This window comes from Priestia sp. FSL R5-0597 (genome assembly GCF_038006305.1).
Taxonomy (GTDB): Bacteria; Bacillota; Bacilli; order Bacillales; family Bacillaceae_H; genus Priestia; species Priestia zanthoxyli.
In genome coordinates, this window is record NZ_JBBOUZ010000001.1 from 2,987,070 (window position 1) to 3,011,227 (window position 24,158).

General features: G+C 39.4%; 24 protein-coding genes, 1 pseudogene and 3 other annotated features. Of the genes and pseudogenes, 4 read left to right on the forward strand and 21 right to left on the reverse strand.

What is annotated here, in order from left to right; genetic code table 11:
* Nucleotides 1-27 precede the first annotated feature (27 nt).
* The 11 genes from MKX72_RS15265 to allC all read right to left on the reverse strand — a co-directional run bounded on the left by MKX72_RS15265 (nucleotide 28) and on the right by allC (nucleotide 11,694).
* Entirely contained in the window at nucleotides 28-273 is a 246-nt protein-coding gene (locus MKX72_RS15265; RefSeq protein ID WP_013057694.1) for a hypothetical protein, read from the reverse strand.
* 141 nt (nucleotides 274-414) lie between these two features.
* Nucleotides 415-1,686 (reverse strand): 3-phosphoshikimate 1-carboxyvinyltransferase, encoded by a 1,272-nt coding sequence (gene aroA, locus MKX72_RS15270; protein WP_033580625.1) that lies wholly within the window; start codon nucleotides 1,684-1,686, stop codon nucleotides 415-417.
* Between the two features lie 15 nt (nucleotides 1,687-1,701).
* Complete coding sequence (locus tag MKX72_RS15275; RefSeq protein WP_033580624.1) at nucleotides 1,702-2,559, reverse strand: prephenate dehydrogenase; 858 nt, start codon at nucleotides 2,557-2,559, stop codon at nucleotides 1,702-1,704.
* A gap of 20 nt (nucleotides 2,560-2,579) precedes the next feature.
* Nucleotides 2,580-3,746, reverse strand: coding sequence for a chorismate synthase (gene aroC, locus MKX72_RS15280; protein WP_155007978.1), 1,167 nt, complete (start codon nucleotides 3,744-3,746; stop codon nucleotides 2,580-2,582).
* A gap of 48 nt (nucleotides 3,747-3,794) precedes the next feature.
* Nucleotides 3,795-3,995, reverse strand: a binding site (T-box leader).
* Between the two features lie 6 nt (nucleotides 3,996-4,001).
* The gene (locus MKX72_RS15285) at nucleotides 4,002-5,075 is read right to left on the reverse strand and encodes a bifunctional 3-deoxy-7-phosphoheptulonate synthase/chorismate mutase (RefSeq protein ID WP_013057698.1); all 1,074 of its coding nucleotides are present in this window, start codon (nucleotides 5,073-5,075) and stop codon (nucleotides 4,002-4,004) included.
* A 126-nt stretch (nucleotides 5,076-5,201) separates the two neighbouring features.
* Nucleotides 5,202-5,408 (reverse strand) — a binding site (T-box leader).
* A gap of 70 nt (nucleotides 5,409-5,478) precedes the next feature.
* Nucleotides 5,479-5,684: a binding site (T-box leader), on the reverse strand.
* Between the two features lie 200 nt (nucleotides 5,685-5,884).
* Nucleotides 5,885-6,343: a GNAT family N-acetyltransferase gene (locus MKX72_RS15290; RefSeq protein ID WP_155007977.1), complete on the reverse strand. Its 459-nt coding sequence runs from the start codon at nucleotides 6,341-6,343 to the stop codon at nucleotides 5,885-5,887.
* Between the two features lie 58 nt (nucleotides 6,344-6,401).
* A complete protein-coding gene (locus tag MKX72_RS15295; RefSeq protein WP_014459451.1) occupies nucleotides 6,402-6,932 on the reverse strand; it encodes a chromate transporter in 531 nt (176 codons plus the stop codon).
* Nucleotides 6,929-7,513 (reverse strand): chromate transporter, encoded by a 585-nt coding sequence (locus MKX72_RS15300; protein ID WP_340760287.1) that lies wholly within the window; start codon nucleotides 7,511-7,513, stop codon nucleotides 6,929-6,931. Before MKX72_RS15300 ends, MKX72_RS15295 begins: the two co-directional genes overlap by 4 nt.
* A 24-nt stretch (nucleotides 7,514-7,537) precedes the next feature.
* Nucleotides 7,538-9,148: a gamma-glutamyltransferase gene (gene ggt, locus MKX72_RS15305; RefSeq protein ID WP_047750556.1), complete on the reverse strand. Its 1,611-nt coding sequence runs from the start codon at nucleotides 9,146-9,148 to the stop codon at nucleotides 7,538-7,540.
* Nucleotides 9,149-9,189: 41 nt separating this feature from the next.
* Nucleotides 9,190-10,440: a pyridoxal-phosphate-dependent aminotransferase family protein gene (locus tag MKX72_RS15310; protein WP_047750555.1), complete on the reverse strand. Its 1,251-nt coding sequence runs from the start codon at nucleotides 10,438-10,440 to the stop codon at nucleotides 9,190-9,192.
* Between the two features lie 12 nt (nucleotides 10,441-10,452).
* Nucleotides 10,453-11,694 carry an allantoate deiminase gene (gene allC, locus MKX72_RS15315; protein WP_224980593.1) on the reverse strand — a complete coding sequence of 414 codons (1,242 nt, stop codon included), beginning with the start codon at nucleotides 11,692-11,694 and terminating at the stop codon, nucleotides 10,453-10,455.
* Nucleotides 11,695-12,000: 306 nt separating this feature from the next.
* On the opposite strand from allC, the gene MKX72_RS15320 reads away from it, so the two are divergent.
* Nucleotides 12,001-13,584: a PucR family transcriptional regulator gene (locus MKX72_RS15320; protein WP_049165366.1), complete on the forward strand. Its 1,584-nt coding sequence runs from the start codon at nucleotides 12,001-12,003 to the stop codon at nucleotides 13,582-13,584.
* A 64-nt stretch (nucleotides 13,585-13,648) separates the two neighbouring features.
* On the opposite strand, the gene MKX72_RS15325 is transcribed toward MKX72_RS15320, so the two are convergent.
* Together MKX72_RS15325 and MKX72_RS15330 are read right to left on the reverse strand one after the other, a co-directional pair.
* Nucleotides 13,649-13,963, reverse strand: a complete 315-nt coding sequence (locus MKX72_RS15325; RefSeq protein WP_013057706.1) for an MTH1187 family thiamine-binding protein — start codon at nucleotides 13,961-13,963, stop codon at nucleotides 13,649-13,651.
* Between the two features lie 124 nt (nucleotides 13,964-14,087).
* On the reverse strand, nucleotides 14,088-15,263 hold the full coding sequence (locus MKX72_RS15330) for a C40 family peptidase (protein ID WP_028412780.1): 1,176 nt from the start codon (nucleotides 15,261-15,263) through the stop codon (nucleotides 14,088-14,090).
* A 452-nt stretch (nucleotides 15,264-15,715) separates the two neighbouring features.
* On the opposite strand from MKX72_RS15330, the pseudogene MKX72_RS15335 reads away from it, so the two are divergent.
* Nucleotides 15,716-17,240 (forward strand): annotated as a pseudogene (locus MKX72_RS15335) (catalase); the annotation flags it as partial.
* Nucleotides 17,241-17,457: 217 nt separating this feature from the next.
* Here the strand turns inward: MKX72_RS15335 and MKX72_RS15340 are convergent.
* Entirely contained in the window at nucleotides 17,458-17,859 is a 402-nt protein-coding gene (locus MKX72_RS15340) for a hypothetical protein (RefSeq protein ID WP_235918741.1), read from the reverse strand.
* Between the two features lie 304 nt (nucleotides 17,860-18,163).
* Nucleotides 18,164-19,501 (reverse strand): sodium-dependent transporter, encoded by a 1,338-nt coding sequence (locus MKX72_RS15345; protein ID WP_014459442.1) that lies wholly within the window; start codon nucleotides 19,499-19,501, stop codon nucleotides 18,164-18,166.
* Nucleotides 19,502-19,673: 172 nt separating this feature from the next.
* On the opposite strand from MKX72_RS15345, the gene MKX72_RS15350 reads away from it, so the two are divergent.
* On the forward strand, nucleotides 19,674-20,126 hold the full coding sequence (locus MKX72_RS15350; RefSeq protein WP_028412776.1) for a hypothetical protein: 453 nt from the start codon (nucleotides 19,674-19,676) through the stop codon (nucleotides 20,124-20,126).
* Nucleotides 20,127-20,167: 41 nt separating this feature from the next.
* Here the strand turns inward: MKX72_RS15350 and MKX72_RS15355 are convergent, their stop codons facing one another.
* On the reverse strand, nucleotides 20,168-20,593 hold the full coding sequence (locus tag MKX72_RS15355) for a DUF6843 domain-containing protein (RefSeq protein WP_033580617.1): 426 nt from the start codon (nucleotides 20,591-20,593) through the stop codon (nucleotides 20,168-20,170).
* A gap of 189 nt (nucleotides 20,594-20,782) precedes the next feature.
* Between MKX72_RS15355 and MKX72_RS15360 the strand changes: the two genes are divergently transcribed.
* Complete coding sequence (locus tag MKX72_RS15360) at nucleotides 20,783-20,929, forward strand: hypothetical protein (RefSeq protein ID WP_165351762.1); 147 nt, start codon at nucleotides 20,783-20,785, stop codon at nucleotides 20,927-20,929.
* A gap of 18 nt (nucleotides 20,930-20,947) precedes the next feature.
* Here MKX72_RS15360 and MKX72_RS15365 read toward each other — a convergent pair whose 3' ends face one another.
* The 5 genes from MKX72_RS15365 to MKX72_RS15385 form a co-directional block, all read right to left on the reverse strand.
* Nucleotides 20,948-21,364 (reverse strand): DUF350 domain-containing protein, encoded by a 417-nt coding sequence (locus MKX72_RS15365; protein ID WP_033580616.1) that lies wholly within the window; start codon nucleotides 21,362-21,364, stop codon nucleotides 20,948-20,950.
* Between the two features lie 15 nt (nucleotides 21,365-21,379).
* On the reverse strand, nucleotides 21,380-22,639 hold the full coding sequence (locus MKX72_RS15370) for a glutathionylspermidine synthase family protein (protein WP_049165375.1): 1,260 nt from the start codon (nucleotides 22,637-22,639) through the stop codon (nucleotides 21,380-21,382).
* Complete coding sequence (locus tag MKX72_RS15375; protein ID WP_028412772.1) at nucleotides 22,639-22,959, reverse strand: hypothetical protein; 321 nt, start codon at nucleotides 22,957-22,959, stop codon at nucleotides 22,639-22,641. The genes MKX72_RS15370 and MKX72_RS15375 overlap by 1 nt, the downstream gene beginning before the upstream one ends.
* Complete coding sequence (locus MKX72_RS15380) at nucleotides 22,959-23,417, reverse strand: hypothetical protein (RefSeq protein WP_028412771.1); 459 nt, start codon at nucleotides 23,415-23,417, stop codon at nucleotides 22,959-22,961. Before MKX72_RS15380 ends, MKX72_RS15375 begins: the two co-directional genes overlap by 1 nt.
* A 116-nt stretch (nucleotides 23,418-23,533) precedes the next feature.
* On the reverse strand, nucleotides 23,534-23,995 hold the full coding sequence (locus MKX72_RS15385; protein WP_033580613.1) for a hypothetical protein: 462 nt from the start codon (nucleotides 23,993-23,995) through the stop codon (nucleotides 23,534-23,536).
* Nucleotides 23,996-24,158 lie beyond the last annotated feature (163 nt).

Below are 24,158 nucleotides of genomic sequence, written 5' to 3' on the forward strand. Positions count from 1 at the left end.
TCATTATCAATGGATTCACATTTGAATTTACTCTTTACATCCTTCTTTTCTAAAGTATCGATTATACACTAAAACCATTGCATAAATGACTAAAAAAGAAAACGTAAAGATAATTAACCTTCCAGATTCAGGGACATGATCAAGATAGTCTGTTTCAAAAAACATAACAAACATCAAAAATGGCAATAGAAACAAAAACCAAATAAAATCTCGATCCATAAACATTTTTATAAAAAATAAAATGGCCCCGATGTAGACAATCATCAAAAACATAATCATTCACCAAATTCTATTTAATACTAGAGGTGTTGTAATGATTATATCGGATTTCTCCGGCGAAATATAGAGTCATTGGTTTTAATTTTATAAATTCCTTACAACTTTCAAACTGCTATTTTAACATAATAAGGGAATTTACTGCTGTAAAGACTCTAAGTGAGCAAAAAACTGCGGGTACGAAACGGATACCGCGTCACGATTTTCAATAATTGTTTCCCCTTCTGCAATACAAGAGGCAACAGCAAGCATCATACCGATACGGTGATCTCCGTGGCTGTTTACATTTGCTCCATGAAGTTTTGTACCTCCGTGAATAATCATTCCATCTTCCGTTGCTTCAATATTAGCTCCCATTTTGGTTAACTCATTCACTACCGTATCAATACGGTTTGTTTCTTTGACTTTTAACTCTGCAGCATCTTTAATAACGGTAATCCCTTCTGCCTGTGTGGCAGCTAGTGCAATAATTGGGATTTCGTCAATTAGACGCGGAATTAAGTCTCCGCCTACTTCCGTACCTTTTAAGTGAGAAGCTTCTACAACTAAATCTGCATAGGGTTCCGCCGTTTCTTTTGTTTCTTTGACTGTCTCGATCGAAGCCCCCATATTTGAAAGCACATCTAAAATACCCGTTCGAGTCGGATTCATCCCAACTTTTTGAATTTCAATGCGACTGTTTGCAATAATAGCCCCCGCTACTAAAAAGAATGCAGCTGACGAAATATCACCAGGCACTTCTACATGCGTTCCTCTTAACGTTTGACCGCCTTCAATTGAAACGGTTAATCCTTCTTCTTTCACTTTAACTCCAAACGCCTCTAGCATACGTTCTGTATGATCACGCGATTTCGCCGGTTCCGTTACAGAAGTTGTTCCTTCCGCCTGCAGTCCAGCAAGTAAAATAGCTGATTTTACTTGTGCGCTTGCAACAGGAGATGTATAGTGTATACCTTTTGCTTTCCCACCTCGAATAACAAGCGGTGTAAAATTAGCGTCTTTTCGGCCGTCTAAATGAATATTCATATCACGAAGCGGACCAGTCACACGCTTCATAGGGCGTTTGGCAATAGATTCGTCTCCAATTAACGTTGAATGAAAGGGTGTATTTGCTAAAATCCCCATCATGAGGCGAATCGTGGTGCCCGAATTTCCGACATCTAAAATATCAGATGGCTCTTTTAGCGCTTGTAGACCTTTTCCTTTTACCACGACGCTTTGTTCATCAATCATTTGAATATCTACACCTAGTTTTTGAAAGCAGGAAATGGTGCTAAGGCAATCATCTCCCGGCAAAAATCCGTTAATTGTTGTTGTTCCTTCTGCAATTGAACCAAACATGACGGAACGGTGAGAAATGGATTTATCTCCTGGAATTTGAATCGTTCCTCGTAAAGCTTTTACTGTCACAATCTGTCTCTCCTTTTATGCGTGAAGCGAATCACGAAATTCTTTAGCATCTGAAAAGTAATCAAATAACTCGTGTCCGTCACCTTTTTCTACTAATAGTTTTACTTGTTCCATTTCTTTCATCCAGTCATCCAGCAATGTTAAAAGCATAGAACGATTTTGTTTTAGTATATCTCTCCACATATGAGGGTTGCTTGAAGCAATTCTCGTAATATCTCGAAAACCGCCTGCCGCCATTTCTGTAACAAGATGATTATTTGCTGAATAGCCTTTGACTTGTCTTACTAGACTGGTTGCAATCACATGTGGTAAATGACTGACAACTCCGGTGATTTGGTCATGAGTAGCTGCATCAAGCGGTACAAATTGTGCACCTGTAGGCTCTAGCAAATGCATAAGCGCATCTATTTTTTCTTTTTGCTCATTTTCAAACGGCGTTAAAATATAGCGCGCCGAACAAAATAAATCCGCTCGTGCATTGACTGCACCGCTCGTATGAGAACCAGCCATCGGATGCCCCCCAATAAATGAAATACGTTTTTTATTCAGCGCTTGGGCTGCTTTCATAATTTCACCTTTTGTACTTCCGACATCCGTTACGATAACCGTTTCTTTAAGCTTCCAAGTAGAAAGGTCGTGTATCCATGCTGTCGTATACTCTACTGGAGTAGCAAGCACGATATAATCTGCTTGGGCTGCTTCTGTTTTTATATCTTCAGCTACATAATCAATGATACCTAGCTGGTTGGCTACTTGTACTTCATTTGTGTTGATATCAGCTCCAACGACTGTTACGTGACGATGCTTCTTCATAGCTAGCGCTAATGATCCTCCAATAAGGCCAACGCCAATAAGTAATACACGTGTTTTCACCTTTCATTCTCCTCTATTCTTTAAAATTGCTTTGCGTATTCTTCGTGTTTTTTTACATTTTCTTGAATTAACTGAATTCGATCTGCCCCAAATTGATCGATAATAGCAGATGCTAGTTCCCAAGCAATCACTGATTCTGCTACAACCGCCGCCGCCGGTACTGCACAGCTGTCTGATCGTTCAATACTTGCAGCAAACGGCTCTTTTGTATCAATATCTATACTTTGCAGCGGCTTGTATAAGGTAGGAATAGGTTTCATGACGCCTCGCACCACAATCGGCATCCCTGTTGTCATGCCTCCTTCTAAACCTCCTGCATTATTCGTTTTACGCGTATAGCCGTTTTGTTCATCCCATAGAATTTCATCATGGACTTCACTTCCCGGTCTGCGAGCTGCTTCAAAGCCTACGCCGATTTCAACGCCTTTAAACGCGTTAATGCTCATAATAGCAGCAGCTAGCTTTGAATCTAACTTACGATCATAGTGCACATAACTGCCTACTGCAGTAGGCATTCCTTCTACTACTACTTCCACTACGCCACCAATGCTGTCTCCATTTTCTTTTGCATCATCGATTGCTTTCATCATTTTCTGTCCCGCTTCTTCATCTAAGCAGCGAACAGGTGACGCTTCAGTTTTTTCCTGAAGTTCTGTTAGCGACTCATATGCCGTTTTTTCAGCTTTCACACCGCCGATTTCAAGTACGTGACATGCAATATTTACACCTACAGCTTTTAATACTTGTTTGGCAACTGCGCCTGTGGCTACTCGTACCGTCGTTTCACGAGCAGATGAACGTTCTAATACGTTTCGCATATCTCTGTGGCCGTATTTAATCGCTCCATTTAAATCCGCGTGACCTGGACGAGGTTTTGTAATTTGTCTCTTTACTTCTTCCTCATGATCAACTGGATCAGCACCCATAATATTTCTCCAGTGCGTAAAATCTTTGTTTTCAACGACTAAAGCAATTGGTGAACCAAGCGTCTCACCGTGGCGAACACCGCCTTTAATCTGAACTTTGTCTTTTTCAATCTGCATGCGGCGTCCGCGCCCATGTCCCTTTTGTCTTCTTGCTAAGTCTTCATTAATATGTTCGGCTGTTAACTCAAGTCCTGCTGGTACTCCTTCAATAATCGCTGTTAATTGAGGTCCGTGCGATTCTCCTGCTGTTAAATATCTCATATTATCGATTCCTTTCTGTTATAAAAAATAAAAAACTCGCCCCTACGTCATAGGGACGAGTTTTTCTCGCGATACCACCCTAGTTGCAAACATTGCTTGCCACCTCGAATTGTTAACGATCCGCTGACCGCTCTGTAAAAGAGTACTCAAAGAGTGTAATTCGCTCACATTTTTGTACTGACTTCCACCAACCGTCAGCTCTCTGAGACAGGGAAATGTTTGCTACTAGTTTCTTATCACTGTATCACTATGAAATTAAGATAATTTTACTGCTGCACCTTTTAATTCTTCCATGAATTTGTGGAATTCAGGAATGTTCATTTGCTGTGCTGAATCTGATAGTGCTACTGCTGGGTCTGGATGAACTTCTGCCATTACAGCATCTGCGCCGATAGCAATCGCTGCTTTTGCACATGGTAATAGTAAGTCTTTGCGTCCTGTCGAATGCGTTACGTCTACTACAACTGGTAAATGCGTTTCTTTTTTCAAGATTGGAACAGCTGAGATATCTAATGTGTTGCGTGTTGCACGCTCGTATGTGCGGATACCGCGTTCACAAAGAATAATGTTTCCATTTCCGCGAGACATAATGTATTCAGCAGCGTTAATGAATTCTTCAATTGTTGCTGCCAATCCACGTTTTAAAAGAATTGGTTTGTCTACAGAACCTGCAGCTTTTAATAGCTCGAAGTTTTGCATGTTACGTGCACCAATTTGAATCACATCTACGTAGTCTAGAGCCGTTTCAATATCTTGAGGAGAAACAATTTCACTGATAATTGATAGACCTAGCTCATCTCCTACTTGACGTAAGATTTTTAATCCTTCCACTCCAAGACCTTGGAAATCGTAAGGTGATGTACGTGGTTTGAACGCTCCGCCGCGCATTAATGTAATGCCTTGTTCTTTAAGCGCTAAGCCCACTTCTTTTACTTGTTCGTAGCTTTCTACTGCACATGGTCCCATTACGAATTCTAAGTTTCCAGGTCCTACTTTTGTGCCATTGATGTCAACGATTGTATCTTCTGATTTCTTTTTACGAGATACAAGAAGTGCTTTACGGTGATCGTCTTCTTGAAGTTCTAAGCTTGCTTTGAAAATTTCTTTGAAAATATGCTGAATTGTTGAAGCTTCGAATGGACCATTATGGTTAGCTAAGATTTGATCTAATGATTTACGTTCACGAACTGGATCAAAGCGATTCACACCTTGTGTACCTTTTACTTTTCCAATTTCTTGTGCGATTTCACCGCGTTTATTTAATAATTCTAAAATTTCTAAATTTATTTCGTCGATTTGTCCTCGTAATTGTTCTAGTGATTTTGTCATTTTAAAAATCCTCCTTTGATTTTACAACCTTGAACGGATCTTTTCGTTTAGTTTGTATTTAAAAATCCGTTTTACACCTACACAGCCGCTTATGCGGATATACAAAAAGTCCCTACTGATTGTATCAGTAGGGACGAATTGATCGCGGTACCACCCTAATTGCAAGCATTGCTTGCCTCTTCATTAAGATAACGGCTATTGCCGCTTTTGACTATTGCCAAAAGAAAGCTCCAAGAATGTAATTCGCAATCTCTTTTGTACTGATTCGCACCAACCATCAGCTCTCTGAATACAGGGAAGATTTTGCTACTATGCTCTTTTCATCGCTTGTAATGGATATAAAATTATAATGGACCGAAATACAAAAAGTCCCTACTCACCCTTAAGATTGTTCTTAAGAGTCAGTAGGGACGAAAATTCGCGGTACCACCCTAGTTGCAAGCATTTTGCTTGCCTCTTCATTAAAATAACGGCCAGGCCGTCTTTTCCTGCTCGGAAAAGATGCTCAAGGAATGTACTTCGAAAAAATTTTTGTTCTGACTCGCAGCAACCGTCAGCTCTCTGATACAGGGAAATTTTTTCTACTCGTGCTCCTATCAACGCTCAGTATTGACTATGTATGCGTACTTGGATAATCAGTTCCGATCGTTTGAAACTGTTTGTCGCTTCCAAGTTGTGTGTAATGTTGTGTGATGTTGATTTGTATTATGAATGGTTTTTTTATCTTCGTCAACACTTTTTATTAATTTTTTTTATTTTTTAAAAACCATTGCCCCTTCAAACCTCTCTCTATCAAGAGTTTTGTCACTTTATTTTTTTTCAAACACGTATTCCATTTCAGAGTCATATTCAATAAATCCATGTTTTTGATACAAGCTTTTTCCAGCGGCGGAAGCATTTAACCATATTCGATTTACACCACTTTTTTGGCCGTACTGCATCAAGTGCTTTAAAATAGCGGAAGAATAGCCGTGCTTTCGGTGATCAAAAGCTGTATACATGTTCATAACATATGCTTCTTTTCCTTGAAGGTTACCCGGTGAAGGCGGACGTATAAAAAAGACGAGGCTTCCTGCTGATACAACTTTTCCATCGACTTTTAAAATAGCCGTATAATTATTTGGGCTATTTATATTCGCAGTAAAATATTCTTCTGTCGCTTTTCGAAACAGCTTCTCACTCCCATTTAGTTCTCCCAGTTCTTTCATGAGCAGCATTCGCAGGTTAACCAGGTCCTGCACGTCTTCTAATAGTGCTTTTTCAACCATTGTTCTCCCTCTTTTCGTCTCTTTTACAAAAAAAACTCTCAGCATTTGAGAGCTTCATTTAAGCAAGAAAAACAGCTCCGTATACGAGTGCTCCGACAATAACGAACGCTGGATGCACACGTAATTTTTCCAATAAAAGAAAGCTGGCTGCTACTAAAAATAGAGTTTGCCATATACCTGAATCACCGTATGAATTCATAAAAAATTCATACGCCATTAAGCCAAGTAAAATAGCGATTACGGGACGAATGTAGTTGGTCATTTTCTTAACATTTGGTGAATCTTTATACTTAAATAATATTCGAAGTAAAATGACTAAAAGCAAAACCGACGGAGCAATCGTTGCAAAAAGAGCAATCACCGAGCCTAAAATCCCTGCCTGCTGATATCCGATAAATCCCGCCATTTTTGTCGCAATTGGACCTGGAAGCGCATTTCCAATTGCCAGCATTTCACTAAACTCTTTAACGGTAAGCCAATGGTAGCGGTCTACAACTTCTTTTTGAATGAGCGGAATCGACGCAGGTCCGCCTCCATAGCCTAAAATATTTGAAACAAAAAACGCCATAAATAGCTGAATATAAATCATACCGATTCCCTCTTTTGCTTGTGCTCATCACTTTCGCCTTTTTTTCCTTTTCGTTTTAGCGGAATCCAAGCTGCTGCCATAAGTACAATAATAATAACTGCTGGATGAATATGGGCAAATCCCATTAGTCCTAAACTAATAATGAGTAAGATAATAGCTGGCGTCCAGCCTAAACCAGACGTTGATTTTTTGAAAAAATCCCATGTCATAACTGCGAGCATCACTCCCACTACAGGAACGACTGCTTTGGTCATCCCCATAACCCAGGGCTGATCTTTAAATTGCGTTAAAGTGGTCAACAGTAATACCATTAAAAAAACGGTTGGAATAACGGCTGCAAATAAAGCTGTACCGAGACCTAAGATACCGCCGACTCGATAGCCGATGTATCCAGCCAGCTTTGTCGCAATAGGCCCAGGCAGCGTATTGGCAATTGCTAATAAATCGCCAAATTCATCGTCATCCATCCACTTGTACGTATCGACTACTTCTTTTTTTACAAGTGGAATAGCTGAAGGTCCTCCTCCGTAGCCGAGCATACCTGAGCGAAAAAACGCTATAAAAATATCCAATTGTCGCATTTCTCGCGCTCCTTTCTCTGTGATCTAATAAGCAACGACGGCTCCGTCTGTTCGCGCTTCTGTGCCGCCGTATAATACACCGGTTTGTTCATCTCTTAAAATAATCTGTCCTCTTCCAAACGTATGTCTGCTCGTAGCCACATGAATATCATGCCCTTTGCGTTCTAATGCTTCTACAATATGTGAAGGCATTTCTTTTTCCACAAGAACCTTTTTATGTTCAATCCACTGCCATCTTGGTGCATCTAAAGCTGCCTGAGGATTTAGATGAAAATCAATCATATTCATGATGACTTGCACATGTCCTTGCGGCTGCATAAATTTACCCATTACACCGAATGAACCTACAGCACTTTTATTCTTTGTTAAAAATCCAGGAATAATGGTATGATAGGTTCGTTTTCCAGGCTCTAATCGGTTATGGTGCTGTGGGTCTAACGAAAAATTATGCCCGCGGTTTTGCAGGCATATGCCCGTATTAGGTACGACAAGTCCTGAGCCAAAATCCATGTAATTACTTTGAATGAATGATACCATGTTTCCTTCTCCATCAGCTGTAGCCAAATAGATCGTGCCGCTATGAGACGGCTGTCCGGCTTCGGGAATAAGCGCTTTTTCACCAATCAGCCCTCTGCGCTTGTTTGCATAAGAATCATTCAACAAATCTTCAACTGCTACTGTCATTTTATCAGCATCTGTAATAAATTTTTGTCCATCTGCAAACGCTAGCTTCATAGCTTCAATTTGCTTGTGGTATGTATCGACAGAATCTTTGGCATCAAAAGAAAAACCTTTTAGCGTATTTAGAGCTAAAAGCGCAATAAGGCCTTGGCCGTTGGGCGGTATTTCCCACACATCGTATCCTCGGTAAGAAGTTGAAATCGGCTTTACCCACTCTGCTTTAAAAGCTGCTAAATCCTCTTTTGCTAAAAATCCGCCGTGTTTTTTCGAAAAAGCTGCTATTTTATCAGCTAAATCCCCTCTGTAAAAAGATTCTCCATTCGTTTCGGCAATTTCAAGCAGTGTAGCAGCATGGTCTGGTGATCGCCACATTTCCCCTACCTTAGGAGCAGATCCATTGTTAGTAAATGTCTCAAACCAGTGTTTATATTCGTCACCTTTTAACGCGTGTGTAAATCGTTCAAATGCTCGTTCCCAATTGTACCCTAAAATTGGGGAGATTGGGAACCCTTCTTGCGCATAAGAAATAGCCGGCTGCAGCACTTCTTTTAACGGTAGCCGGCCAAAGCGTTTTGACAGCTCCACCCACGCACTCGGGGCACCTGGGACCGTAACAGGAACAAAACCGCGAGCCGGCATCTCTTTTATCCCCATGGCGCGCAGAGCCTCAATAGAGATAGAAGCAGGAGCAGGACCGCTCGCGTTGAGTCCATATAGTTCTTCATTTATCCACACAAGAGCAAATGCGTCTCCGCCAATTCCATTTGAAGTAGGTTCTACCACCGTTAAACAAGCTGCGGAGGCAATAGCAGCATCTACTGCATTGCCTCCTTTTTTCAACATTTCAAGACCCGCCTGAGCGGCAAGAGGCTGACTAGTTGCTACCATTCCGTTTTTTCCAAACGTGCACGTACGCTGCGATGCATATGGGTGTGTGAAAAAGTATTCGCTCATAGAAAATCTCCTCTTTTCTTTATATGGTGAATAACGAATCTTTACAGACTAGACAACGCTACTTCTTCCTCATAAACTTCTAAAGCTGCTTGCAGAGCAGAACCTGCATTTACGCTTGCCCCGTTTCGAATAAGCACTGCTTCAAGACCGGCTAATGTAAAGAGAACGTTGTCTTTACGGCAGCTGTATCCCATTGTACCGATACGCCATATTTTTCCGTGCATCGGCCCAAAAGAACTTGCGATTTCAATTCCAAATTGTTCAAGAAGCGTAGAACGAACTGCTTCCCCGTCAATTCCTAATGGAATTAAGACGCACGTAACGGTTGGAACTTTTGAGTGCTCATCGCCAAATAAAGATAATCCCATTGCTTTAATTCCGGCTACAAGTGCTTTTTCGTGGAGACGATGCCTTGCAAATCTTTCTTCTAACCCTTCTTCTAAAATAATGCGCAGTCCTTCTCTCAAAGCATAGAGCATGGACGTTGCTTCCGTGTGATGATTTAGCCTGCGCTCACTCCAATAGTCTTGAAGTTGACTCAAATCAAAATAGTTGCTGATAATATTTGGGCGCAGACGAACAGTTTGAGCATCTGCTTTTGTCGCAATTCCTTTTTCAACTTTTTTACGTTCCATGATAATTTTTTCAATACGATCATTGTACGTAATAGGTGCCATACCCGACGGAACAGATAAACACTTTTGTGTACCTGCAATCAATGCGTCAATGTTCCACTCGTCTACTTTTACATCCGTGCCGCCGATAGTAGCTACTGCGTCGACGATAAATAAAACATCTTGGTCGCGACATGCAGCACCAATTTCTTTAAGAGGCTGCATTCTCCCTGTAGACGTTTCGCCATGAACCATTGCAACGATTTTTGGGTTTACTTTTTTTATTTCCTGGATTACGGTCTCAGGGTCAAACACTTCTCCCCATTCGCATTCAATATTGTGTACCTCAGCTCCGTAGCGCTCGGCAATTTCCGTTAATAAATAGCCGAAGCGGCCGAAAATCGGGACGAATACTTTATCGCCCGGTTCAACTACACTTGCAAGAACTGCTTCAATCCCAGCTCTAGACGTTCCATCAACGGGAAAAGCCCATTTGTTTTTGGTTTGAAATAGCTCACGAAGCATTTCCATCGTTTCGTTCATAATGCGCGTAAATGCGGGGTCGAACTGACCTAAAATAGGTGTTCCTAATGCTCTTAATACGCGTGGATCTGCTTCTACGGGGCCTGGTGTCATAATCGTACGCGGCGGTGTATGAAGCTGTTTTGTTATAGTCATGTCAAATTCCTCCTAGTAGGCAAGTTTATATAATAGTTCTATTAAGACCTTTACTCCTTTTTCTAACTGTTCTCCTTTGGTGAATTCCTTTGGGGAATGGCTGATTCCATCTTGGCTCGGGACGAATAACAAACATGTGGGAACTCTTCGCCCGAATACCTGCGAGTCGTGTCCTGCACCGCTTACTAATTCTCGGGAGGAGATATTCTTTTCCGAGGAAATAATTTTGGAAAGTTCAGATAATTGTTCGCTCATGGCAACAGGTTTTTCATCCATCCAGCAGTTGAGATTCACTTCTAAATCCCCTGCTGTTCGCTTGATAATTTCCTTCATTTCTCGTTCTGCTTCTTGTAAAACCTTATACTCATGATGTCTTATATCGACCGTGAATTCTACATATCCTGGTATTACATTCGGTGCATTTGGAGAAAGTGTAATTTTTCCAACCGTTACGTATAAAGCGTTATGATATTTTTCGCTCAATTCAATAAATGCCTTAGCGAGTTTGCAGCTCACATAAAATGCATCTTTTCGGATGTTCATCGGGGTTGTGCCCGCATGGTTACTTTCACCTTTAACAGATACTGTAAATCGTTTCTGTCCGACGATACTAGAAACAATTCCGATATCGCAATGAGACATTTCAAGCTGCTTTCCTTGCTCGATATGCAGTTCAATAAAAGAAGCGATGTCTGTGCGGTATGGCTCGCTGTGGAGGCCTTCTCCGAAATTGAGCTGTTTCATTGCGTCATCCAGCTTAACCCCTTCTTTATTTATAACATGTTTTGCATCACTTTTGCTGTGTAATCCATTCATATTACCTGATCCCCAATACGTAAGAGGAAATCTGCTACCTTCTTCTTCACAAAGTGATACGACCTCTAAGGTTTTTGTAGGGGAGCCATAATGCGCATATAGGTACTGCAGAGCAATGATACCTGCCACAACACCAAAAGCCCCGTCATATTTTCCTCCGTTTATCACGGTGTCGATATGGGATCCTGTTAAAATAACTTGTTGTTCTGGACCCGTTCCTTGCAACCGTCCAAATAAATTTCCTACATCATCGTAATACGTTTTGAGGTGAAGTCCCTTCATTTTTTCTTCCAATGCCTTTTGAGCTGCATTCCACTGTTCCGTATATAAAAGCCTCGTGACACCTTCTTTTTCATCTAACCCAAACTGTGACAACCAGCTAATGTTTTCTTCGATTTGCTGACAAAGCTTAGATTTTCCCGTCATATCTGCAACCATTGCTATCCCTCCTGCTATCTTCATTTTAAGAAAATGACTGATTGTTTTCATTAACACTTCCTACAATGATTTAGTGTTTTTTTGGCTATTATCACTAAATACACAAAGTCTTATATACGTTACTTTTTCTAACGTTATATGTTATTTATTTTATCTTACAGAATTAAATAAACTTCTTCATTAACAATTTATACATTTTTTTCTGAAAATTTTATTTATTTTAACTAAACTTTCTTATAAAATAGAAGGTAGATAAAAATACGCGCAGGGAAATGTGAGAATTTTTAACAAAAGGAGTAATGAATAATGGAACTACAAACTCTTTTACGCATCCCGATTTATGAGAAAGCATCTGTAGTAGCCGGACAAAAAGGGGTCACCCGCAAAGTACATAACGTCAATATGATGGACGCACCCGATATTTTATCTTTTTTAAAAGAAGGAGAATTTTTAATTACAACGGGTTATCACTTCAAAGAACATGAAGAAAGCTTAGCAAAACTTGTAGAAGGAATGGCTAAAAAGAAATGTGCAGGATTGGCCATAAAAACGAAGCGTTTTTTCGAACATGTGCCTGTTTCTATTTGTCAGCTAGCTGATGAACTTCACTTTCCAATCATTGATTTCCAAACGGACGAAACGTTAGGCGCGGTTATTAATGAATCTCTCAGCTTTATTTTAGATAAAAAAACAGCCGAGCTTCAGCAAGCGATGGTCACACATCAGCTATTTTCCTCCTACATCTTACAAGGAAAAGGCATTGAGAAAATTATGCAATCCATTCAAACGTTATGCAATGCTCACGTTGCCCTTTTTGATACCCATGGCCATGAACTCTTTTACACAAACAAACGCGAACCTTTTTCGCTCCCAATGGAAGAAGCGGTAGCGGGCGCTAAGCAGCTGTTTTTACGAACGTCAAAATATACAACCTTTTCCTTTTTGAACACAAAAAAAACCGTTACGCTTTTTCCGATTGCTACTCATACAAGAAAGTACAGTTATTTATTTATTGAACACCAAGTTTCTTTATCCGATTCAGCGCTCCTAACGATTGAACAAGCGACAAACGTTTTATCCTTCGAAATGATGAGACAGCAGGCTTTGTATGAAGCTGAACGGCGACGAAAAAACGATTTTTTCAATCAGCTTGTTAACAATTATTATAAAACGCCTGAGGATGCTTCCTTTCAAGCACAGATGATGGGCTTATCAGCAGGAAACAGCTATATTTGCGCCGTTGGGAAAATTCATTCTACATTCACGCCTTACAGCGATGATGATATGATCTATGAGCTCCTTCAATATGAGTTATCAGCAGGTCCTATAGAGGCCGTTTTGTTTTTCTATGACAATCTTTACATTCTCTTGTTTACACCTCATTCTCAACCTATGATTATAGAATGCTTGCATCGCTTGCAGGAAGCTGTGTACCGTCACTATGATAAGCGAATGTCATTTGGAATTGGAAACCAAAGCCAATCCCTACTTACAATCGCTGACTCATATAAAGAAGCTGTTGAAGCTCTTGAAACCATCCATTTTAAAGATCAGTCAAAGCTTATTCAATTTTATCAGCCAAAACAGTTCAAAGAGCTGCTGAGGTTGCTTCCAGCAAACGATTTACAGGATTACTATTCTCAAACATTAGAAGGTTTGCTGCAGTACGATAAGAAAGATCGCTCCATCTTACTTGACACGCTTGAAACATATCTAAATTCCAATTGCCAAATCTCAGAGACTGCTAAGCAGTTATTCGTTCACCGGAACACGGTAATCTATCGAATCGAAAAATGCGAAGAGTTACTAAAAAGACCTATTCACACGTCAGAGGAAACCCTTCGGCTGCGCGTAGCTTTTCAAATTTTTTCTCTTGTGCATGCCAATTAAGTATAACTACAATAAAAAACGCCTGAGTAGATACTCAAGCGTTTTTTATTGTAGTGCATATTATTTATTTCGCTTTTAATTTAGACTGTACTGATTGTAATTTCCCAGCCATCGTATGATTTTCTTTATCACGGCGATCATCAATTCGTAAATTTGTACACACGCGCTGAATACCATTTTCAAAAGGTACTTCATGCATCTCTTGAACAATTTTTAGCAGCGTGCTTAATTCCCCTTCAATCAATGTATTCATAGGGGTTAATTGATATGTAATTTCATCTTCATGCTTGGCCAGCACTTTTTGAATATCAGCTACGTACTGACTCACGCTTGGCGTTTCCGTACCTACCGGAATAATTGTTACATCTACAATAGCCATGTTATACACTCCTTTTGTTTATTCTCCAATTATCATACCAAACGACACAAAAATTTCCTACTTTTACGTTTACGGTGCATAGAAAAAAGGAATAGTTATGCAACTACTCCTTTTTGTTACACTCTTATAGGTAACGCTTTGCTCCTAAGTAACGTTTTGACCAGTAAGAGTTGCTTAATGATGTGATTGTTACGCCTGTTGAAGAACCTGCATGCATGAATTGACCGTTTCCGATATAAATTCCAGCATGGCTAGCTCCTGGTTGGTACGTTTCAAAGAAAACGATATCTCCAGGCTGAGGTGAACTTACACGCGTACCAGTTTGATAGATACTAGCAACTGTACGAGGAAGACTTACACCTACTGCATTGCGATATACATAGTTAAGGTAACCACTGCAATCAAATCCTCCAGGCGCAGCTCCGCCCCAAACATAAGGTGTTCCCATAAAACGTTTACCGTATGAAATAACTTTTGAAGCTGAGCTTGAGCTTGTGCTGCTTCCTGTTGATGTTGAAGGTTTTGAGCTGCTAGAGCTGCTTGAGTTTAATTTATTTAGCGTATCCGGACCCGCTTCTCCGTCTACTAATAAACCATTTGCACGCTGAAATGATTTTACTGCACTTGTTGTAATTGAGCCAAAGTATCCTGTTACACCAGCTGAGAAGTAACCTTTATTTTTTAGTTTTTGCTGAAGGCTGCTTACTGCTGAACCTTTCATACCTTGACGTAAAATAGTTGAGCTGCTAGAGCTAGAACCGCCAGTTGAAGCGCTAGAACCCCCATTTTTTAATTTACTTAACGTAGCTGGACCCGCAATTCCATCCACAGACAGTCCATTTGCACGTTGAAATGCCATTACTGCATTCTTTGTAATTGAACCGAAGTATTGAGTTGTAGTTCCTTTAAAATAGCCTTTATTCTTTAGCTGTTGCTGTAAAGATTGTACGTTTGGTCCTGTTGAACCAACGCGCAGCAATGAGCTTGAGCTAACTGATGAACTTGATGAGCTTCCGCTTCCTAGCAGTTTATTAAATGTAGCTTGACCTGCAATACCATCTGCTGATAAACCATTTGCGCGCTGAAACGATTTTACTGCGCTAGTCGTGATTGAACCGTAATAGTTTGTTGTTGTACCGTATGTAAAATAACCTTTGTTTTTTAATTTTTGCTGTAATTCTTTCACATCTGAATTACTTGTTCCTGGGTGCAGCGTAGCATCTCCTAAAGCAGCTTCACTAATTGTAGGTACTACTGTTAAAGATCCACATAACGCTAACGAATATATCAACTTTTTCATAAAAAAAGGTTCCTCCAATGCCATAATCTACTAATCTATAAGACGTTTACATTGTAACAACACATTATTACAAAATAACATCACTAATATTACATTTATGTTACAGGAAACGACAGTAGCGCAGCCGTATGGTGTATATTGTCGTAGTTTATTGTCGTTTAACACTTAATAAGTTCGACAAAAAAGCTAATATATTCCAATATTATTCCTTTTCCTACACTAATAATAGGTAAAAAATCACCCGTAACATTATCTTTATATTTCAAAAAAAACAATTTATTTTTTTTTGAAATGTGAAACTTTTTTAAAATTTATTCGTTTAGCGAATTTGTTTCCCTCTTCAGTAAAACAGCTTTTCTTCTAAAAATTTATATTATTTCCATATTAATGAATAAAAAAGCAAGGACTGAAAAAAATAGTCTTGTTATGTTGGAAACAAGGAGGATTATTTTATGAGCCATAAAGGCATTCATGGTACAAATGTTAGCGGATCAGGTGACTCGGAAGACAAACGCTATGCAAACGGAGAGAACGAGCAGACGCTTACGACGCGTCAAGGTCACCCCATTCGTGATAACCAAAATTCTCGAACGGTAGGCAACAGAGGACCTGCTACTCTTGAAAATTACCAGCTGATTGAAAAACTTTCGCATTTTGATCGTGAACGTATACCGGAACGTGTTGTTCATGCCCGAGGAACGGGAGCTCATGGATATTTTGAAACGTACGGAAAGCTTGGGGACGAGCCCGTTGAAAAATACACCCGCGCAAAAGTTTTTTCAGGAGCAGGCAAACAGACGCCCGTTTTTGTCAGATTTTCTACCGTAACTCATGGAAAGGACTCTCCAGAAACGATGCGAGACCCAAGGGGATTTGCTGTAAAGTTCTATACAGAAGACGGGAACTGGGACTTAGTAGGAAATAACCTTAAAATATTTTTTATTCGCGATGCTATTAAATTCCCTGATTTGATTCATGCTTTTAAGCCCGATCCTGTGACAAACCGTCAAGATACCGAGCGTATTTTTGATTTTATTTCTCATACACCTGAGGCTATGCATATGATTACTTTTTTATTTTCACCTTGGGGAATACCTGCTAACTATCGGCAAATGCAAGGTTCCGGTGTTAATACATATAAGTGGGTAAACAAAGATGGCGATGCCTTTCTTGTTAAATACCATTGGGAACCAAAACAAGGAATTAAAAATTTGACCCAAAAACAAGCAGAAGAAATTCAGGCTAAAAATATCAGTCACGCTACTCAAGACTTGTATGAAGCGATTGAGAGCGGCAACTACCCTGAGTGGGAACTTTGTATGCAAGTCATGGAAGACGGAGAGCATTCCGAACTAGATTTCGATCCGCTTGATGACACGAAAATTTGGCCGGAAGACCAGTTTCCATTTCTTCCAGTAGGTAAAATGGTCCTAGATAAAAATCCAAGCAACGTATTTGCTGAAACGGAGCAAGTCGCATTTGGTACGGGTGTGCTTGTGGATGGGCTAGATTTTTCTGATGATAAAATGCTGCAAGGAAGAACGTTTTCTTATTCCGACACGCAGCGTCACCGTGTGGGAACAAACTACTTGCAACTGCCTATTAACGCCCCGAAAAAACATGTAGCAACAAATCAACGAGATGGTCAAATGGCCTATCATGTAGATGCAGCTCCTGGTCAGAACCCGCATGTGAATTATGAGCCATCTTCTCTTGGAGGTCTTCAAGAAGCGCATGATCATCCAAAACCTCATCAGCCTTATGTTGAAGGGAATGTAAAAAAAGAAAAAATTGACCGTACAAATGACTTTAAGCAAGCTGGTGAACGCTATCGTTTATTAGAAGACTGGGAACGTGATGAGCTTATTCAAAACTTAGTAGACGGTTTAAAATGCTGTCACCATACCGTTCAAACAAAGATGATTGAGCTTTTAACTCAATGTGATTTTGACTACGGCAATCGAGTAGCTAATGGTATCGGTCTTCTCATGCATGATGATGGTTCTTTAGAAATTGAAATGGGAGCAGAAATGACTCCTACATATGGGAAATTGCCAAAAGAAGGCGGTTCACCGTTAGGAAGCAACAAAGCTGCTGATGCGGTAGAAGAAGCTAATGAAAAAGGAAAAGACGCCCGTCCTTATTAACAAAAAACATCCTGCAGCGACAGCAGGATGTTTTTTGGGTTAAACGCTTATGACCAAGTAACGGCAAACACGTGGTAGTCATTTTTTAACTGTGGCGCATCAATGGGTGTCCCGTGCTGATATCCTTGTGTAACTCTTTTAGGATGTAAGGGTTGAACCCATTCTTTCACTTGCTGGTTTGTACCATTTGCTAAAATATATACACAATCAGAAAATGCCCCGTCATTGTTTGGACTATCAACTTTTAGTACTTCCACTAACACATCTTGGACACACGTTTTTCTCTGAATACATGTAAGCGTATGGTAGATGATACCAGCGGACACATCGTTATTTAAACGAAAGCCCACCTTTTTTTGTTCAAAAAAAGACGAGAATGAGACGATTGGTAATGTCTTTTTTTGTTCATACGCTTGAGATAAAATCTTGACAAGAACTTCTCCACTCAAGATGATCCCTCTTTCTAAAAAACGCTTCATCACAACATATGTGAGCATTGGTTATGCTCATAGGATAATATATTATCATAGTTTAATTCTGTGGTGTTAGTCTTTTTTGGGGTTTTTACACTGGGAATTATACCCGCCTATTTCTTGCGTTTCCCCGACGTTCTCGCTACTAGCAAAAGAACGAATAATAAAATAAATACCCCTGCTCCTACAAACATATCGTACAAGAAATCAAGCATCATACTCCTCCTTTTCCTCCAAAAAAAACGCTGTTAAAACCAAGCGTTTTAACAGCGTTTTTTCGTTAGATAAAGCCTAGCATATTAATAAATACAATGATAATTAAAACAGGTGCGATGTATCGAATAGCAAGAAGCCATAAAGAGAACCAGCGCTTCACATTCGTCGAACCATGCTTAAACTCTTCAATTAACACATCTTTTTTCATCTTCCAAGGAACAAAGATGGCAATTAAAAGAGCACCGAGAGGCATAAGGATATTACTTACAAGAAAATCAAAAGCGTCAAAGATGCTTTTTCCAAAGATCGATACGTCACTTAATAAACCATACGATAGTGCTGAAGGTATTCCTACCACAAAGATTAGTAAGCCCGAAATCCAAGATAGCTTTATGCGCTTATGCTGCTCTCCTTTGGCTAATGAAGCAACAATAATTTCTAACATCGAAAACGCAGATGTTAAAGTAGCAAATAAAAACAGCGCCAAAAAGAAAGTTTGAAACACAATTCCGAACGGAAGCTGTTCAAAAATAGAAGGCAATACAATAAATAGAAGACCTGGTCCTTCCGTCGGCTTTACGCCCATTGAAAAGACTGCAGGGAAAATTGCCAAACCTGCTAGTAAAGAAATCAAAATATTTAACGCTGAAATTGAAATAGCCGATTTTGGCAAGTTTTGCTGTTTAGACAGATACGAACTGTACGTAACCATAACCGAAACGCCTACGCTAAGCGAAAAGAATGCTTGTCCCATTGCAAACAAAATGGTTTGGGAGGTAAGCTTTGAAAAATCTGGATACAAAAAGAAAGATACGCCTTCCATCGCTCCGTCTAATGTTAAAGAACGAATAATAATAATAATAAATAAAATAAAGAGAGCAGGCATTAAAATTTTGTTTGCTTTTTCAATACCATTTTGAATACCTCTTGCTACTACAACAATTGTTAAAAGAAGAAAAACAAATTGAGAGATAACAGCACTTGTCGGATTAGCAATGGTGGAGTTAAATAAACTCCCGTAGTCACTTACTCCATTCAGCTGACCCGTGACGCTTGCAAAAATATATTGTAAAATCCATCCTCCTACTACACTATAGAAAGATAATAAAATGAAGCATGTAATCACGCCTAAGTACCCGATTCCTTTCCAAAGAGAACCGGGAGCAACTGCATCATAAGCACGAATTGCTTCTTTTTGTGTATGTCTACCTAGTACAAATTCAGCAAGCAAAAGCGGCAAACCAATAATTGCTGTAAACAAGATAAACAGTAAAAAAAAGGCCCCTCCTCCGCTTGTTCCGGCTACATAAGGAAGTTTCCAAATGGCTCCGATTCCAATTGCTGAACCGGCGGATGCCAAGATAAAGCCGAGTTTTGATGTCCATTGTTCGTTTTGACTCATGTTTTCTCACCATTTTTCTTTATTTATTCTGATTTGTCATACTATATCACACAACCCTGCTGTCGAAAAGGGTTTTTGTTGTTTTAACCCCCATCATGTGTTATGAATAGTATGTAGGTTTCATTATTTATTTTCGTAACTAAAAAAAGTTTGACAGTTAGAGGTACAAAAAATGACAAATCAACAAGTAATACAGCAGCAATTTTTAGATAAGTTCCTTGACTTTATCTTAGTAAAATGTCCAAACTGCGAACTATGTGCGCGAGTTGTAAAACTGGATAAAAAATTGAGCGGGTCAACGCACTCATGCACGTGTCCTCACTGTGGTTATCTAGACGTCATCAGCGCTGAGGGCCAAGGACCGTTAGAACTTTCTGAAGCAGTAGATCCTTTTTTTCAGCTTCCGCTTTACTTGGAAACAATCTGCCCTGAACGTCGACTTTGGGCTTATAACTTAGATCACCTTCAATATATTGAATCTTATATTGAAGTTAAAACATGCGGGGCTTGTTTCGACGAGCTGTCGGTTGAACACTCATTGCCAGATTGGGTAATTCATAAGCAGGAAGAAGCACTAAACGAAATTCAACGTTTAAAAGACACCGTCTTTTGCACATTCAAATGAAGATAGAAAAGAAACGTTGCCAAAGAGGCAGCGTTTCTTTTTTACGAAGAACTTTCTTCGGTAAGTTTTCTTCGATAGTCCCCGGCCTTGTCGAACTCTTTTGCGGTGCCGACGAAAAAGTAGGTTACCGTATGATTTTTGTTACCTTGAGTCGTGCCATGAATCATCTTCCCTTGCTTCAATTGCTTTCGCTCTCCATTTTTATTTACATAGAAATATTTATTTCTTGCCCAGCCGCCGCCGCTTAAAAGCGTTTTGGTTTTCCCGACTCCCTGCTCGTTTACTTTAAATACAGTGTAGTCTCCTTCTGTCTTGCTAGGATTTCCGTTATCTTTATCATATTCGACCATAACCCATCCTTTGTACCCTTCTGGTATAAGGAAAATGCTCGGTTGAGACGTTTCATCTGGACGTCCACATCCAGATGCGATTACAATCAATAAAAACAAAATGAGCCACCTTTTCACTTTTCCCAACTCCTTTCTTAATAAAAGACGTGTCTCTATACTGCTTTTAGTTTTTGTTGAAGGTAAGATTATATTCTTTTTGCACCCCTCAATTTTTCCCAGTTTATCCAGTCAAATATGCTATATTTACGTATTGTTTGTCACACACTATTAGCAGGCGTTTACAATTTACATGGGAGGATAACAAAAATGAGCTATGTTTTTTTATTTATTTTGCTCTTTGTCATTCCGCTTTACACACAGCAAAAAATTGTTCGTGCCGACCGTGAAAATACACGTATATTATTACTAAGTGAACACGAGCAATCTGGACATAAAAAAAGCGATTCCCCGTAAAACAGGAATCGCCTTCTTTTAATATGTTAAGCTTCCAGCGACAATAAGGCCAACGGCTATCGATGCTGCAAAAAGAGTTACTCCAACCGCTACATTTCCTTCTTCTACTTTTTTGGCTAGGCTTGTTTTAGGCGTCATAATAAATTCAATAATCCAATATGTCACTACTTGAGTAATGATACCTACTACTCCCCAAAGAGTTGCATCTACCAAATTTAAGCTGTTGCTCCACACAGTGAAAATGACAATAGCAAGCCCAATTCCTTTTCCCCATAACTTCAAAGCGACTGCGACATTTCCTTTTTTTATAAGTTCACGATCATTAAATTTTGTTGTTAATTCAAATACGATTACTCCGATAAATAATAGCCCTAATCCTACCGCTACGTGAGATAAAAAACTCCCTATACTAGCCCAATCAATCCATTGTGTCATTTTTAGTTCCCCTTTTCATTTTAATCCAATCGGCAAATAATACGATTCGTTATCTGTAATTTGATTTCCAGCTCGAATTCCTACTGCGCTTGCTTTTCCATTTAATAAAAAGCACCCGTACATGATATGAGCCTCTACTGTTTTCGTTTGCGTCTTCATTTTTGCAGTTGGCAAAGGAATAAACTGTTGATATACAGCCGTGTATTCTTGATATGTCTTATGCTGATCTTCGTCTATTTTGATTCCGTCTTCATTATAAATTTCAACGGTATCTCCCTCACGACCAAACGATGGTTTCTTCACAAATGCTTGTTTTCTTTCAATAAATGGATCTTCTTCTAAATACGTTGGTAAAAAGTATGTTTCAATAATGTGATGCTCTTCTTTAGTGAAGAAAGGATGATGTTGTTCATACAAAGCCCAAATGAGTGCTTGCACGGCTTTAGACTGCAGTAAAAATGCAGAAGGCGGATTGATTATGGCTACCTGTTTTTGCTGTGCCAATGTTAAAAGCATGTGTCCGACTTTTTCATGCGTACTCGGATCTTCATCTTCAATTAAATGTTCAAGCGGATAAGTTTGGCGATAGAGTACGTCTATTTTTTGTCCATGTTGATCATACACGCCCGCTTCTATATGTTCACCTTCTTCAACTGTAGAGGCAGGGACAATTCGAAGCTGCGATAACGGAACGTATGTAGCATCTACATCGGCTAGCTTCATTAAATAAAGAGTCGTTAGCTTATCTTCTTCATGTGTATCATGAGAAGAAAAAACGACGTTTGGATAGTTCGTTCTATCGAGCTCGTTATAAGCTTCAAAAATGGCGTGTTTTAATGCTAAAGCAAGCTTTTTTTCTTCAAGCTTATTAGGGTTTTGAACCTGAAAATGCCGACAGACTAACTCATTTACATGAAATAATTCTTTGATGAATGTAGGCGTATCCGCGTTTAGTTCTAGAAGCTTGATTTGATCAGCCGTAACAGCAAAATCAAGGCGTGAAATAACACTTTCTGTTTCCATCGTTTTCAGTCCCAGGTACGGTAAACTGGCTTTTGGAAATCCTAAAGAAAGAAGCGTCTGATCATCTAATGAACGAAGTAAAGGTGCCGTTTTAAAAAATAGTTCCCCGATTTGATTTGCTGCTTCTTTAATAGAATGAATGATGTGAGAAGACTCCATATGGACGTCATAAAGAGCATACTCTGTTCCATATAAGTCGTACCAAAAATCTTGAATTTCTTTATAAAACATTTCTCGCTTTTCTTTATGCATTACCCGCCAAAACCGCCTTTAGAGCCGCTCCCAATTCCAGATTTATACGAGCTGCTTGATTTAAATGACTTATAGGACGATGATGAGGTCAGCTGTTTTTTAGACCCGTAGTAGCGCCCTCCGTGATAATATGAACCGCTGTGCGAAGAAGAAGAATCTGAACAGTAGTACGTTTTCGTATCTTCATCCCATTTCCACTTGTCGCACGATTTATCTTTCGGTTTAGCTGGTCTTGCCTGATCAGTTGAACCACAGGCAACGAGCGATGTCATTAAAGCAGTGGTCAAAACCCCCGCCATCATTTTTTTTGTTTTGGACATTACGCCTTTCCCCTTTCATACGTTACGCCTGTTTTTGTTACATATAAACTGTACACGCTGCGATCTTCATCAATTTCCGCAGAGTCTCTTTCCCATTCCCATCCATTATAGTATGTATAAACTGTTCCGATATAGCTTAATACGTCCAAATGCGTATAAAATGAAGAGACGAATAAAACTGGATGTCCTCGAAGAGAATTTAATTCGCGGACTTCTAACGTAATCTCTCTGTGATCATCTTCTGCTTGCTCTTTCGGTCCATTTTCATGTTCTTTTACATAAACAATATGGATATCATCTTCGACTGCAGATGAAGTTTGTTTATACGTTACTCCTTCTTTAACAAAAAATTCGCATTCTCTTCTTGCTAAAATTTGTTCAAGTTCAATAGACTGATAGTGATAAATAGATACAAACGTATCATCAGGCTTTAGCAGTCGGTATTCTAATTTTGCCATTGTGCAACTCCTTTTGTGACTTTTTTGTGAACGCTCTTTAGTAAATACGCACAGATTTTCAAAAAGTTTCAATTTTTTCTCATATAAAAAGGCTTAGCTTTAAATAAGCTAAACCTTTATTTTTTTATCACATCTGTCACAACTTCATAACCGCCTGTGTATGGGTCGAATACATATTCAAGCATGCCGTTTCCACGATGAACTTTGAATAGATACCTGTATTTTTTAGGGCTGTCTTTTGCTGGATATACGTATTTTCCTTTTTGGAACTGACTTAGCAAGAGCTGTTCTCTTTGCGCAAGCATTTTTTTTGCTTCATTATAACCATACAGCGGGAGATTTTTGGCATAGAGAACCGGTACGAATACAAGTACAACGACTGAAATCGTAATAAGCCCTTGTTTAAACCACCGCATAAACCTCTTTGGATTTCGCGAAAGTAACATCGTTATGACAATTACTATTAACAAAGGAACAATATATACTTGCACATACGGAATGTTTGCAAATACAGGTCGATTAATCAACAAGACAATTACTTCGATAGCTGCTACTAATACTAAAATAAAATAGACCACTTACTCTTCACACCTCGACGATTCAATGAATTTTATATGTGTTAGAAAGTATTCCCACTCATGAATGAACTCGTCTATTGTATCATAAGACGTAAAAAAAATATCTACGCTCGTCTATTTTACTAAAAGAGATTGAGACATAACAAAATCATCCCAATCTAAA